Here is a 12418-nt window from a genome sequence, read left to right on the forward strand (position 1 = left end):
GAATCTTAAAGCGTCTTTACACTCAGGTAAGGATACTTTAAGATTTTTCGTACCTCAGAATGACAAAAAGGTTAAAAAAGACTTGAATAGACTTCTCACTTTTTCACAATTTTCCGCACAACCGACCGCCCAGCTACATCGGCACGTAGCACGTACTGACCCGGTGATAAGCTATCCATACTAATAACCTGTTCATGTTGCCGGGATGCTTTTTTGAAGCTTAACTCATGAAGATTTCGACCGCTGTTATCAAACAGTTGCAAACTGGCGACACCGGGCCGACTGGTTTGAATTACCACCTGTAACCGGTCATCTACTGGATTCGGAAAGACGGTAAGTGTTACGTCAGCGTCAGAAAATTCTGAAATGGCGGTGATAATGGCTCCTTCCATAGCAGGCTCATACGTCGGAATAGTGCTGGGCGTACCGGCTTTGTCTTCAACAATTAGTGAAATTTCCTGCGTCGTCTGACTGATGAGAACACCGTTCCGGTATTCAAATATGACGATGGCAACGCTATAGTTTCCCTGTTGCGTCGGGGCGTCCCAGGTTAACTCGCCGGAGCGATTATTGAGTTTGAAAATTCCTCTTCTTGTTACGTCGTTAGGAAATTTATAAGAAGGCACCAACTGATACGTACAGGCATCTTTGAACGTACTGGTCAGCACTTTAGCCAGCCCATATACCAAACTATCGCCATCCGGATCGGTCGCTTTTAAGGAAAGAACTGCCTGCTGATTCACACCGATCCTAAAAGCTTCGGGTAAGTTCGGTGTTGGCGTTTGATTTGGAGTTGCTACGTTGGTCGAAAACGTTGTACTGAGTGTAAATAGCTGATTATTAGCGTCTGTAATATTGTTGTTCACTGTCCGATTGGCAAGGGCGACGGTCAGGTTATAGTTGCTTGGACCGGGGTAAGTGTGAATAATGCGATAGATATTTATGCTTGTTAATTTATCCGCCGATGAAACTCGGCTTTGGCGTATCACTTCACTAACGGTCCCATCGCCAAAACAAAGACTTATCGACGTAGCTGCGTCCGAAGCTAATCGTCCGGCGATATCATCCATACTGATCGTCACTATAATCTCGTACGTAAGTGCTGAGCCGGAAACCGGTTTGACCTGAATATGGCCACCTTGTAAATGCGTAGCCTGAACGGTCTGAATACTCAATAGGAGTATGAGCAGGGATAGAACGATTTTCATGAAGTTAAGGGGAATGTCAGTTTTATCCTGATAACTCAAAATGGACACATAGCCATATAAAAGTTTTCAACTATTTTGTAAATGGTATTTGTGTACCTTTCTGACCATGTTATACACTGCCGAACAAGTCGCTCAATTGCCTGCCGAAGGATTCCGCTACGTGCTTACCACACTCAATGACAACGTACTAACCGTTACGTTAAATCGCCCTGAAAAAAAGAATGCGCTCCACCAACCAATGCTTGCGGAACTGGCGTTTGCACTGGCGTATGCCCACTACGTTCCCGACGTTTGGATGGTAGTGTTGGCCGCTGCGGGCGATACGTTCTGTGCGGGCATGGACCTGAGAAGCCTATCTATTGACGATTTTGAAAGGAAAACAGTGCCCGAACCGGCTGGTCCTGTTCGGCTTGGTGAGTTGATGGCTGGTCTGCATAAGCCGTGCATCGCGCGTGTGCAGGGACCAGTTTATGCGGGTGGATTTTTGCTGGTGGGCGGTAGTACGTACGTAGTAGCGGCAGATTCTGCTACGTTCAGTTTGCCAGAAGCGAAACGGGGGCTTTTTCCGTTTCAGGTGCTGGCGGTGCTACTTGAACTTATGCCTGCACATACAGCTCTCGACCTATGTCTGCGGGCTAAAACGCTTACAGCGGAGAAGGCCCACCAGGTTGGTTTGGTGAGCAACGTAGTGGCTAAAGATGAGCTAGATGAGGCCATTACGTCGTTGATTGACGAATTAAAACAGTTTTCGCCGACCGCATTGCAGTTTGGCTTACGGGCTTACCAGCAATTAAAAAACCTGCCATCGGGTGAACAGCAGGCTTATTTGTACGAGCAATTTCAACAACTTCAGCAGACGCCCGATGCCAAAGAAGGTATGGCTGCTTTTCTGGAAAAACGCCCCCCGAAGTGGCGAGGACGCTAATTATTGTTTCGGCAAATCCGGGCAATTTTCTTTTCGACGTGTGTCGATAATGGTCTGAATTTTCCAGTTTCCGCCCATTTTTACCAATGTAAAGGCATTGACGCCACAGTGGCTCTTATTACCCTGATAATAAAATACATAGGGTGTCCAGGCTGTTGCCATCTCAGCGTCGATTTTGATTTCCATGCCCGAAAGTCGTTCATCGAGGGCACCCGCTTTCGCCTTGCCAATGGAATTGATAAACCCGGCAATCGCTTCGTCACGTACTGATACGTCGCCTTGTTTGTTGACTACAGTTTGGAGCCGGGCGCTGGGCGTAAATAACGGTTTCAGCATCGATGAATCGGCTTTTTGCATGGCCTGAAACATGGTGTTGATGGTTGTTTTAACCGCAGTTTCGTCGGTAGACTGGGCGAATAATGCTGGACTAGCAAGCAGGCTGATGAAGAGCAGCGACGTTTTCAAGGCAGTAGCGGGTTTATGGAAAAGCCATTTTTGTTATGCTGAGGAACGAAGCATCTTAACGTTTCCTTACTTACTTGTTTAGAAACGTTAAGATGCTTCGTTCCTCAGCATGACAAAAATAATGCTCTTATTTTAACCTAAATATACTGATTTAGAATCATTTCGTACAACTCCTGCTTACCGCTAAGCTGCTTGGGCTCACCGTTGCTCAGGGCATATTCGCGCAAATCTTCAAGCGTAAGTTCGCCTTTTTCGAATCGAGCGCCTTCGCCGGAATCGTAGCTGGCGTAGCGTTCCGAGCGTAGTGATTTGTATTTCGATTTTCCCAGAATGGCTTCGGCGGCAATAGCGGCACGGGCGAACGTATCCATACCACCGATGTGGGCAATGAAGATATCTTCGAGGTCGGTAGAGTTCCGGCGGGTTTTGGCGTCGAAGTTGACACCGCCTGATTTTAGACCGCCCGCTTCCAGAATAACCAGCATCGCTTCAGTTAACTCGTAAACATCCACAGGAAACTGGTCGGTGTCCCAACCGTTCTGATAATCACCCCGGTTGGCATCGATGCTACCCAGCATGTTGTTGTCGGCGGCAACCTGTAATTCATGGGCAAACGTATGGCTGGCCAACGTAGCGTGGTTCGTCTCTACGTTCAACTCAAAATCATCCTGTAGGCCGAAACGGTTCAGAAAACCAACCACCGTAGCCGCGTCGAAATCATATTGGTGTTTGGTTGGCTCCATCGGTTTCGGTTCAATGTAGAACGATCCCTTGAAACCTTGTTTGCGCGCATAATCGCGGCTGATTTGCAGGAATTTACCAAGATGCTCCTGTTCGCGCTTCATGTTCGTATTCAGCAGCGACATATAGCCTTCCCGACCTCCCCAGAAGGTGTAGCCCCGCCCGCCCAATTCGATGGTAGCGTCGATGGCGTTTTTAACCTGCCAGCCGCCGTGAGCCAGTACGTGGAAGTCTGGATTGGTAGAAGCACCGTTCATGTAGCGCTCGTGCGAGAACAGATTTGCTGTTCCCCAGAGCAGCTTTACGCCACTGGCAGCCTGTTTCTGCTTGGCGTAATCGACAATTTTGCGGAAGTTGTTTTCGAAGTCGGCGTTGGAGTTGCCTTCGGGTGCTACGTCGACATCGTGGAAGCAGTAGTATTCCATGCCGATTTTGGTAATGAACTCAAAAGCAGCATCCATCTTGTCGTGGGCAGCGGCCAATGCATCTTTATTGGCATCCCACGGGAAGTGCTTTACGCCCGGCCCAAACGGGTCGGCGCCGGTGCCGCAGAAGGTGTGCCAGTAAGCCGTAGCGAACCGGAACAAATCTTTCATGGGTGTGCCCAGAATGGGACGATTCGCATCGTAGAATTTGAATGCCAGCGGGTTATCAGATTCGCGACCTTCGTATTGAACCGGTTTATCCAGAAAAGAGAAATACGTTTTTTCGCCGAGGGTTAACGTAGTACCAGACATGTGAAAAAAAGTTGAGGTAGTAATTGCTTGAGAAAAGCCAAAGGTAAGTAGTCCTTACTGTCCTGGCAAAGTTACGGATTTTGTGTATCAGTAACTTTGTTTGATACGTTCGATAAGGCTGGAAGTAGAATATCCCGGCACCAGTGCTACTGTTTCAACACGACCTCCACGAGCCAGCACCAGATCGGAACCTACGATGGTAGCCACCGTATAATCATTACCTTTCACCAGTACGTCGGGCTGAACAGCCTGAATGAGTTCGAGTGGAGTGTCTTCGCCAAACAACGTAACGGCATCCACAAATTCAAGCGCGGCCATGAGTCGGGCGCGGGCATATTCATTGACTACTGGACGTAGCGGCCCTTTAATGCAGCTTACCGACGTATCGGTATTAAGCCCAAGAATAAGCTTGTCGCCCAGGTTCCGGGCTTTTTCTAGATAGTCGATATGGCCGAGGTGAACGATGTCGAAACAGCCGTTAGTAAACACAATCTGCTGGCCTTCAGCCCGCCATTGGTTGGCCTGCTCAATAGCCTGTTCACGCGTAAGAATCTTGGATTCGGTCATTGGAATAAATCAAAACTCGATGTTGAGCCGTTCAAGAATGATAGCTGGATCCTGTTTTTGATGAAGTACAGCGATAATTAACACAAGGGTATTGATTTCATCGACTACGTAGTAAATGGTGTACGGAAATCGGCGAAGATGCGCCCGTCGGACAAACAGCAAATGTTCCTGATATAGATAAGGGTTGCTGGTGAATAGTGATTCCGTGAATTCATAAGCGTCGAGCCACTGGAGTCCTGATTCGGGATTACGCTTTATCAATTCATCAATGATTCTATCGCGGTCAAGGTCAGCTTGTTCTGTAAAGACAACTCTAAATTTATTTGGGCCATCCATACTTTAAGCGAATACGACGCGAAGCCTCTTCTGCGGAAATTCCGGTTTCAGGATGGGCTTTATAATGTTCATAACGTTTTAGCAGAAGTTTACTCAATAATGACTGATAGTCAGGGCTATTGGAGTCTGTTTCTGATTGCTCCTGTAAAAACAGACGAACTGTTTCCAGCAATTGTTGTTGCTGGTCTTCAGTCAGTTCATCAATTGATTTATGCAATTCTTCTGCGACGCTCATAGTCGTTCATCTTTTTACAAATATAGCGACTACTGTTCCAATTTAATGGCTTTCGGGTCGTCTAGTACGTCGGGTAACGTAGTGGTTTTGTTACGTCGAAGGAGAACGACGAGCAGCGCCAGAATACCCAAAATGATAATCATGATGCTCGAAACGCCGTGAATGAACGTAGCCAGAATCTGCCCATCCTGAGCGGTGAGATTATACAACAGGGCGACCTGACCTACCAGTAAGTGAAACGAACCAATACCGCCCGGTGTAGGTGCCGCCATGCCCAACGTACCAACTACAAGGATGGTGAGGCCGGCCAGCGCACCCAGATTCTCTGTGGAGGGCAGGGCAAAGAATAGCGTATATGACATCAAGTAATACATCGTCCAGATAAGCACCGTGTGGAAAATAAACGTACCGGGGCGACGTAGTTTGCGAACACTTAGCAGCCCGTCGAGCAAACCTTTCAGAAAACCACTTACTTTCTGATAGAGTGGATGCTTGCCCAGCGCTTCACGATAACGGTTGAAAAGAAACCAAACTAATACGCCTAGTCCCAGCACCACGGCTGCACCCAGGATCAGCAAGTTTGATCCACTTGAACCCTTGGGTAGTTTGCCGCCCAGAAACTCCATGAAAAACTGGCTCAATCGGTCAAACTCCAGCACGAACGTAGCACCCAGCAGTAAAATCAGCATGAGTAAATCGAACAAGCGTTCGGCCACAACGGTACCAAAACTCACGTTAACCGGAACCGGAGCGCCGGACCGTCCCGACAAGCGATACAACGTACCACAACGAGCCACTTCACCCGCACGGGGCAGAGCCATATTCGCTAAATAACCAGTCAGTACGCTCACCGTAGCTTCCAGCGAAGTAGGACGTTGAGGCACAACCGGTTCCAGCAGAGTACGCCAACGCTCTGCGCGGCTCCAGTGCGCTACGATGGTCAGCACAGCCGACAAGAGTACCCAGCGGTAATCGGCGGCCTGTATTTTTTGCCATAAATCTCCCGCGTCGAGATGACTTTGCTGAAACGTAAAATAAAGTAGTCCCCCGGCGATGGCCAGTGAAATGAGGTATTTTAGGATATTTTTGAGATTCATACCGAACGTAACGCGGCATCAAAGCAGCGTGTATAAAAAAACTCCGTTGCAAAGTAACGGAGTTTCAGCCAAAAGGATGGTATTATTAACGTAAAGGCTTACCGAGCGGCTCTTAAAAAGAGCTGTAAAGTTTCTATGAATGCGTCAGCTAACCATACAACCCTATAACCCTACAATTTACAACTTTCTAATAAACCGCCATTTCAGGCTCAATTTCCCGCGCCCAGGCGTGAATGCCGCCTTCTAGATTGTATAAATTGTTGAAACCATCCTGTGCGTACAAATACTGCGCTACGTTGTCCGAGCGGATACCATGATGACAATACACCACAACAGGTCGATCTGTAGGAATACGCTTGCGATTGTTTGGAATCATGCTCACCGGAATCAGTACAGCTCCATCTAAATGGCACATATCATATTCAGGTCGTTCGCGTACATCCAGTAAGAAAATATCTTCGTTCAGTGCCAGTCGATCGGCTAATTCTTGTACCGACATTTTTTGAGGGCCCAATTCACCCGGACTGGATTGCGAACTGGTCGAAATTAATCCTTGTCGGGCTAGTTCGACGGCATCGCTACGTCGTTTGGTTTTGATTTTCTGTTGATTCATCGTCAGCAAATCAATCATGAACAGGTGTTCGCTCAGGGTTTGGCCAATACCAGTAATAAGTTTGATGGCTTCGCTGGCCTGATACGTACCAATCACGCCCGGTAAAACACCCAATACGCCTGTAACGCTGCAATTCGGGATTTCAATCTCGTTAGGATATTCCGGAAACAGGCACCGATACGTTGGCCCCAGGCGTCCGTCGCCCAGGTCGGCGTTCAGGACGGCAACCTGACCTTCGAAGCGATGAATGGCCCCATACACAAACGGTTTCCCGAACGTAACGCAGACGTCATTGACCAGGTAACGTACCTTGAAATTATCGGTGCAGTCGATCACTACGTCGTACCCTTCGATGATAGCGCGGGCGTTGCTGATGTCGAGTACCATGGTATACGTATCGAAGTGAAGCGTAGGATTCAGCCGCTTTAAATGGCTCACGGCCACTTTGGCTTTGGGTTTACCGACTTCATCGGTTGTGTACAGCACTTGCCGCTGTAAATTGCTCAGGTCTACTACATCGGGGTCGATAACTCCGATGGTTCCTACGCCAGCCGCCGTCAGATACAGCAACACTGGGCACCCCAGACCTCCCGCTCCAACCACCAGCACACGAGCATTTTTGAGCTTCAATTGACCAGCAGGACCGATTTCGGGTAGATTGAGGTGTTTCTGATAGCGTTGCTTTTCAGCGGGTACTAACGACGTCGCTTCCATGGGAGTAGAAAATAGAGTCAATGCACGGAAAAGGTGCATAAAACAAACAGTTTTAAGGGAGCAAAAATTGCATACGGAAAGGCGTAAACGCAAATAATTGTAGGTCGACGATAATCAGATTTTAGTATGCGGTCGTATTCACTTTTCCGTAAAATACTACAATAAAGTCTATTCCTTAACGGAACGTAGTATTGATGTGTTCTATTTTTTAGTACTATTGCCCCGACAAAATCCAAACGATTCTTAACTATGAACCATGTGCGTTTTTCGGCAGCAGGTAGTATCGGATCTGCCCTGCTGGCCCTTACGTTAACACTCAACGCGAATCCCACTCCTCAGCCGCAAAAAGCAGTAAAAGATGGCCCCTGGGAGAACATTTTCGACGGAAAAACCCTGAAAGGATGGCATAACTACCTGAAACCCGGAGAGCCGATATCCGACAAATGGACGGTTGACAATGGAGCCATTCACCTGACTGCCGGTAGAGCTGGTGACCTGGTTTCTGACAAGGAATACGGTGATTTTGAGTTGGAACTGGAGTGGAAAATTGCTGAAGCTGGCAACAGTGGAATCATCTACCACGTTCATGAAGACCCTAAATTCAAAGCTACGTATCAGACCGGCCCCGAAATGCAGGTGCTTGATAACGAAAAGCATCCAGACGCTAAACAAGGTCGCGATGGTAACCGTACGGCCGGTGCACTGTATGACATGCAGAAACCTATTACGCCTAATGCCGCTAAGCCAGTTGGCGAATGGAACAAGGCTCGGTTGGTTGTTAAAAAAGGCCATGCTGAGCAATACCTGAACGGCAAAAAAACGGCCGACTATCCAACCAGCGGTCCTGAGTGGGATAAAATGGTAGAGGAGAGTAAATTCAAAGGTTGGGAAGGCTTTGGGAAGTATTCATCCGGTCATATTGCGCTTCAGGATCACGGTAACAAAGTCTGGTTCCGCAACATCCGGGTTCGTGAATTGTAACAACGGTAGAGACAAGGCATGCCTTGTCTCCTGACCGGATGGTTTTTGCTGACGCACAGGAGACAGGGCATACCCCCGCAACGGCGGACCGGTCTCTACAAAACACAAACATTATGCAACGCCGAACGGCCCTCAAAACCCTAACTGGTACGGCGCTTACCTTGCCCGCCCTGACCAATTCGTTTGCAAGCTCCATGACCTCATCTGAATCAACTGCCCCGCTGCTGAAAGGACGTATCAACCACGCGGTTTGCCGCTGGTGTTACAGCAAAATTCCGCTCGATGATCTTTGCAAAGCTGCGAAGGATATGGGCATTGTCGGTATCGATCTAACCGGTCCCAAAGAATGGCCTACACTGAAAAAATACGGCCTGACCTGCTCCATGCCGCAGGGCGCTGGAAAGGGTATTTTAGAAGGATTTAATGACCTGAAACTACATGACGAACTGGTAGCCAGCTACGAAGCAATTTTTCCGCAACTGAAAGAGGCTGGTTTGAAATCGGTAATCTGCTTTTCGGGCAACCGCCGGGGTATGAGCGATGAGCAGGGCATGGAAAACTGCGCTGTTGGCCTGAAACGTCTGATGTCCAGCGCTGAAAAGCATGGTGTTACGATGATTATGGAATTGCTCAACAGCAAAGTTGACCATAAAGATTACATGTGTGATCACAGTGCCTGGGGCGTTGAACTTTGTAAGAAAGTTGGTTCGGAGAATTTCAAACTGCTGTACGATATCTACCACATGCAGATCATGGAAGGCGATATCATACGTACCATTCGAAATAATTACCAGTATTTCGGGCACTACCATACCGGTGGCAATCCCGGACGTAACGAAATCGATGAGACGCAGGAATTGTACTATCCAGCGATCATGAAAGCCATTGTCGATACGGGCTACAAAGGCTTCGTGGCGCAGGAGTTCATCCCCAAACGCGACCCACTCACCAGCCTGAAAGAATCAATTGCGATTTGTGATGTGTAGCATAGTGTATGGAGTGGAGGGCATAGGGTAAAATCAATTCTTCACCTTTACCCTCTGCCCTATGCCATTTTATAATTCTTGTATTCTCCTATTCGCCAGCCGGTTAGTTTCTCGATGAAAGTCAGGAAACGGACGCGGGGCGAATATTTTTTTTGGCGGGTGTCGAATGAAAACTGCCAGTTCTGACGGTCGACGCGGGGCTGCATTACCGCGGGGTGCTTGCCTGTAAACGGAGCCAGTGAGTCGATGCCGCTATAATCGAACGTTTCAAGTGATTGGTGAGCCTGCTCGATGGTGTCGGCCCGGTGCCAGAATCGGTTAGCGTACCGAAGTCGTTTTTTCTGCGTTTCAGGCGGTTTGACCCAACCGTAGTGATAAATGTAGGCGTCGATTAGTTTGATCTTTAGCTTCTGATTATCGCGGGTGCGGAAACCCTGCGCGTCTTTATACGACGCTACGTTGCCCGTGTTCCGAATCACCCGAATTTCGCGCCGATACCACCGCCGGGAATCACCAACGTAGCTGTACGAGCCATAAAAATGAACGTAGTTAAACAGCAATCCTTCTACGTTTTTGTCATTCTGATACGTTTGCATCGCTTCCCGAACAACAGGTATTGAATCTTCATGCAGTACTTCGTCGCCCTGAATATAAAAGGCCCAATCGGCGTCGGCCGAAACGGCTGCGAGGGCTTTGTCGGTTTCCTGCGCCAGTACGCGTCCGCCCGCGTGTGACTGAGCACTTTGATCCCAGACGGTGTGAATGATACGTATCTTGTCGGACGGGATGGATTGAATCAGTTGCAACGTATCATCGTCGGATTCGCCAACGGCAACAACAAATTCGTCGCAAAGGGGCAGAACCGACGTAATGGCTTCTACAATCGGGTAATCAAATAAAACGGCATTACGGATAAAACTGAATCCGGCTACTTTCATACAAACGAGCGGGTTGACTTCGACCCGGTAAAGATACGTTCGTTTTCTGTTGCCGTGGACCAGATTGATGAGCGATCTTCCATAGGAGGGAAGCGGGTTCCGGTTATAGAATCAAGTTGTGGCGAATAATCTAGAATTACCCTATTTTTTGGGGTTCTGTAAGTTTTCACTTCATGACGAGTACTAATGGGTAAATGTCTGGTAGCATGAGTGAGCTGGAACAGAACCTTATATTTAACAAGTGGCTTGCCCAGCATAAGGCACTACTCTTTAAAGTAGTACGGTCTTACGCTCGAACGTCCATGGATCAGGATGACCTTTTCCAGGAGATCATCATTCAGGTCTGGCATTCTATTCCAAGCTTCAGGCAAGAGTCTTCCAATACCACCTGGATTTATCGTATTGCCCTGAATACGGCTATTAAATGGGTCAATAAAGAGCGTAAACATACCCATACCAATCAACCGCTTGAGCACCTACAGCCTATCTTATTTGAGTCAGTCAGCCAGATTGATGAACGACTCACCTGGCTCTATGAGGAAATCTATAAACTCGACGAAATTGATAAATCCCTTTCCTTACTGTTACTGGATGGGTTTAGCTATAAAGAAATGGCCACTATTCTTGGTATTTCGGAATCAAATGTTGGGGTAAAAATCAATCGAATCAAGAAACAGCTAATCACTAAGTCTAAACAGCAGGATTATCATGGAATTTGACGAATTGCAAAAAATCTGGGATTCTCAGACCAAGGAGCCACTCTGGGTTATTAATGAAGAGGCATTAAACAGGCATATTCTAGCCCAAAAAAGCCAGGTTCATCATATTACCAATAAAAGTGAACTGGTTTTAACGTACGTATATATAGTGGCTGGTTTTTCTTTGTTTGGAGTCAATATAGTTAACAATTCAGCGAATTTGTTCATGTATCTGCTGGCTGGCTGGACGTTGGCGACTGGCTTGTATAGTTTAATCAGTCGAATTCAGCGATTAAAAAGGGAACATGAATTTATTGATCGTTCCATGCTTGGCGAGTTAAAACATGCGCTCTCAATAGCCACCTACCAGGTTCGTCTTTCCCGCCTGATGCGCTGGAATATGCTGCCTATTATCACTTTTTGCCTAATAGGTGTTTGGGAGAGCGGGAAATCAGTCTGGCAGGTGCTGGGTCTATTACTCCTTTTTGGGGCAGCCTACTTTGTGAGCGGCTGGGAACACAGCATTTACAAAGGTAAAAAACGAGAACTGGAGAAGCTGCAAAAAAAACTTCAGGAAGAAGTGGTCACTCAATAAATCACTCGCCGAATTACGACAACCAAAACGGATTACACCAACTAAAACTAGTAAAACGACTATGGCAGACTATCAGGCAAAATCAACCAACGCATTATCGTTCGTTTTGACACAAGACGACAAATTAATTGGAAAACTTTCCTACAGAAGTTGGTTCAAGTTTAATGCATTACTCGAACTGGCAAACAACTCGGTTTATCAAGTTGAACCTAAAGGGTTTTGGGGAACAACGATTGAACTAAAAGAAGCCAGCAAAGTGCTACTAAAATTCAATATGAATTGGCATGGTGAGATTGTTGTTCAAACTTATTTTAATGGCCTTGAGAAAGGTTATCTTTTTAAGCACCAGGGTGTTTTTAAAGAATCATTTACACTAGTGGACCCAGAAGGAATTGAGCTTTTAGTCATGAAGCCCCATCTGAAATGGAACCTGATGAATTATGAATACCAGCTAACAACGTCGGATAGTTTTGAATCTTTTCCGAATAAAGAAATAATTCTGCTGGCTTCGTTACACTGTGCAAACTATTATATGTCAATGATGTCCGCGATGGTTGTAACAGCGTGAAATAGCCTGTTACG

15 protein-coding genes are annotated in these 12418 nt (G+C 47.2%); 6 read left to right on the forward strand and 9 right to left on the reverse strand.

Features of this window, described 5'->3' with window-relative positions:
* Nucleotides 1-95: 95 nt before the first annotated feature.
* Nucleotides 96-1208: a T9SS type A sorting domain-containing protein gene (locus tag IC229_RS10890; RefSeq protein ID WP_190886994.1), complete on the reverse strand. Its 1113-nt coding sequence runs from the start codon at nucleotides 1206-1208 to the stop codon at nucleotides 96-98.
* A gap of 106 nt (nucleotides 1209-1314) precedes the next feature.
* Here IC229_RS10890 and IC229_RS10895 point away from each other — a divergent pair, with 106 nt between their 5' ends.
* Nucleotides 1315-2133 carry an enoyl-CoA hydratase-related protein gene (locus tag IC229_RS10895; RefSeq protein ID WP_190886995.1) on the forward strand — a complete coding sequence of 273 codons (819 nt, stop codon included), beginning with the start codon at nucleotides 1315-1317 and terminating at the stop codon, nucleotides 2131-2133.
* Here the strand turns inward: IC229_RS10895 and IC229_RS10900 are convergent, their stop codons facing one another.
* From IC229_RS10900 to moeB, 7 genes are all read right to left on the reverse strand, one after another.
* Nucleotides 2134-2598 carry a nuclear transport factor 2 family protein gene (locus tag IC229_RS10900; protein ID WP_190886996.1) on the reverse strand — a complete coding sequence of 155 codons (465 nt, stop codon included), beginning with the start codon at nucleotides 2596-2598 and terminating at the stop codon, nucleotides 2134-2136.
* 137 nt (nucleotides 2599-2735) lie between these two features.
* The gene (gene xylA / locus IC229_RS10905; RefSeq protein ID WP_190886997.1) at nucleotides 2736-4076 is read right to left on the reverse strand and encodes a xylose isomerase; all 1341 of its coding nucleotides are present in this window, start codon (nucleotides 4074-4076) and stop codon (nucleotides 2736-2738) included.
* A gap of 87 nt (nucleotides 4077-4163) precedes the next feature.
* Nucleotides 4164-4643, reverse strand: a complete 480-nt coding sequence (gene rfaE2, locus IC229_RS10910) for a D-glycero-beta-D-manno-heptose 1-phosphate adenylyltransferase (protein WP_190886998.1) — start codon at nucleotides 4641-4643, stop codon at nucleotides 4164-4166.
* A gap of 9 nt (nucleotides 4644-4652) precedes the next feature.
* Nucleotides 4653-4979 carry a type II toxin-antitoxin system RelE/ParE family toxin gene (locus IC229_RS10915; RefSeq protein WP_190886999.1) on the reverse strand — a complete coding sequence of 109 codons (327 nt, stop codon included), beginning with the start codon at nucleotides 4977-4979 and terminating at the stop codon, nucleotides 4653-4655.
* A complete protein-coding gene (locus tag IC229_RS10920) occupies nucleotides 4963-5214 on the reverse strand; it encodes a hypothetical protein (RefSeq protein WP_190887000.1) in 252 nt (83 codons plus the stop codon). Before IC229_RS10920 ends, IC229_RS10915 begins: the two co-directional genes overlap by 17 nt.
* Nucleotides 5215-5243: 29 nt before the next feature.
* Nucleotides 5244-6311: a lysylphosphatidylglycerol synthase transmembrane domain-containing protein gene (locus IC229_RS10925; RefSeq protein ID WP_190887001.1), complete on the reverse strand. Its 1068-nt coding sequence runs from the start codon at nucleotides 6309-6311 to the stop codon at nucleotides 5244-5246.
* Between the two features lie 187 nt (nucleotides 6312-6498).
* Nucleotides 6499-7638 (reverse strand): molybdopterin-synthase adenylyltransferase MoeB, encoded by a 1140-nt coding sequence (gene moeB, locus IC229_RS10930; protein WP_190887002.1) that lies wholly within the window; start codon nucleotides 7636-7638, stop codon nucleotides 6499-6501.
* A 249-nt stretch (nucleotides 7639-7887) separates the two neighbouring features.
* On the opposite strand from moeB, the gene IC229_RS10935 reads away from it, so the two are divergent.
* The gene (locus IC229_RS10935; protein ID WP_190887003.1) at nucleotides 7888-8619 is read left to right on the forward strand and encodes a 3-keto-disaccharide hydrolase; all 732 of its coding nucleotides are present in this window, start codon (nucleotides 7888-7890) and stop codon (nucleotides 8617-8619) included.
* A gap of 113 nt (nucleotides 8620-8732) precedes the next feature.
* Nucleotides 8733-9605 carry a hydroxypyruvate isomerase family protein gene (locus tag IC229_RS10940; protein ID WP_190887004.1) on the forward strand — a complete coding sequence of 291 codons (873 nt, stop codon included), beginning with the start codon at nucleotides 8733-8735 and terminating at the stop codon, nucleotides 9603-9605.
* A 59-nt stretch (nucleotides 9606-9664) separates the two neighbouring features.
* On the opposite strand, the gene IC229_RS10945 is transcribed toward IC229_RS10940, so the two are convergent.
* Nucleotides 9665-10543, reverse strand: a complete 879-nt coding sequence (locus tag IC229_RS10945; RefSeq protein ID WP_190887005.1) for a glycosyltransferase family protein — start codon at nucleotides 10541-10543, stop codon at nucleotides 9665-9667.
* A 206-nt stretch (nucleotides 10544-10749) separates the two neighbouring features.
* On the opposite strand from IC229_RS10945, the gene IC229_RS10950 reads away from it, so the two are divergent.
* The 3 genes from IC229_RS10950 to IC229_RS10960 all read left to right on the forward strand — a co-directional run bounded on the left by IC229_RS10950 (nucleotide 10750) and on the right by IC229_RS10960 (nucleotide 12404).
* Nucleotides 10750-11262, forward strand: a complete 513-nt coding sequence (locus IC229_RS10950; RefSeq protein WP_190887006.1) for an RNA polymerase sigma factor — start codon at nucleotides 10750-10752, stop codon at nucleotides 11260-11262.
* Entirely contained in the window at nucleotides 11252-11836 is a 585-nt protein-coding gene (locus tag IC229_RS10955) for a hypothetical protein (RefSeq protein ID WP_190887007.1), read from the forward strand. The genes IC229_RS10950 and IC229_RS10955 overlap by 11 nt, the downstream gene beginning before the upstream one ends.
* A 61-nt stretch (nucleotides 11837-11897) precedes the next feature.
* A complete protein-coding gene (locus IC229_RS10960) occupies nucleotides 11898-12404 on the forward strand; it encodes a hypothetical protein (protein WP_190887008.1) in 507 nt (168 codons plus the stop codon).
* Nucleotides 12405-12418: the final 14 nt, after the last annotated feature.

This window comes from Spirosoma profusum, from assembly GCF_014699005.1.
GTDB lineage: Bacteria > Bacteroidota > Bacteroidia > Cytophagales > Spirosomataceae > Spirosoma > Spirosoma profusum.

Bases quoted from the DNA above. Each gene is read 5' to 3' on its own strand.
- IC229_RS10890 (WP_190886994.1), bottom strand. From the start codon at position 1,208: ATGAAAATCGTTCTATCCCTGCTCATACTCCTATTGAGTATTCAGACC.
- IC229_RS10895 (WP_190886995.1), top strand. From the start codon at position 1,315: ATGTTATACACTGCCGAACAAGTCGCTCAATTGCCTGCCGAAGGATTC.
- xylA (WP_190886997.1), bottom strand. From the start codon at position 4,076: ATGTCTGGTACTACGTTAACCCTCGGCGAAAAAACGTATTTCTCTTTT.
- rfaE2 (WP_190886998.1), bottom strand. From the start codon at position 4,643: ATGACCGAATCCAAGATTCTTACGCGTGAACAGGCTATTGAGCAGGCC.
- IC229_RS10915 (WP_190886999.1), bottom strand. From the start codon at position 4,979: ATGGATGGCCCAAATAAATTTAGAGTTGTCTTTACAGAACAAGCTGAC.
- IC229_RS10920 (WP_190887000.1), bottom strand. From the start codon at position 5,214: ATGAGCGTCGCAGAAGAATTGCATAAATCAATTGATGAACTGACTGAA.
- IC229_RS10925 (WP_190887001.1), bottom strand. From the start codon at position 6,311: ATGAATCTCAAAAATATCCTAAAATACCTCATTTCACTGGCCATCGCC.
- moeB (WP_190887002.1), bottom strand. From the start codon at position 7,638: ATGGAAGCGACGTCGTTAGTACCCGCTGAAAAGCAACGCTATCAGAAA.
- IC229_RS10935 (WP_190887003.1), top strand. From the start codon at position 7,888: ATGAACCATGTGCGTTTTTCGGCAGCAGGTAGTATCGGATCTGCCCTG.
- IC229_RS10940 (WP_190887004.1), top strand. From the start codon at position 8,733: ATGCAACGCCGAACGGCCCTCAAAACCCTAACTGGTACGGCGCTTACC.
- IC229_RS10945 (WP_190887005.1), bottom strand. From the start codon at position 10,543: ATGAAAGTAGCCGGATTCAGTTTTATCCGTAATGCCGTTTTATTTGAT.
- IC229_RS10950 (WP_190887006.1), top strand. From the start codon at position 10,750: ATGAGTGAGCTGGAACAGAACCTTATATTTAACAAGTGGCTTGCCCAG.
- IC229_RS10955 (WP_190887007.1), top strand. From the start codon at position 11,252: ATGGAATTTGACGAATTGCAAAAAATCTGGGATTCTCAGACCAAGGAG.
- IC229_RS10960 (WP_190887008.1), top strand. From the start codon at position 11,898: ATGGCAGACTATCAGGCAAAATCAACCAACGCATTATCGTTCGTTTTG.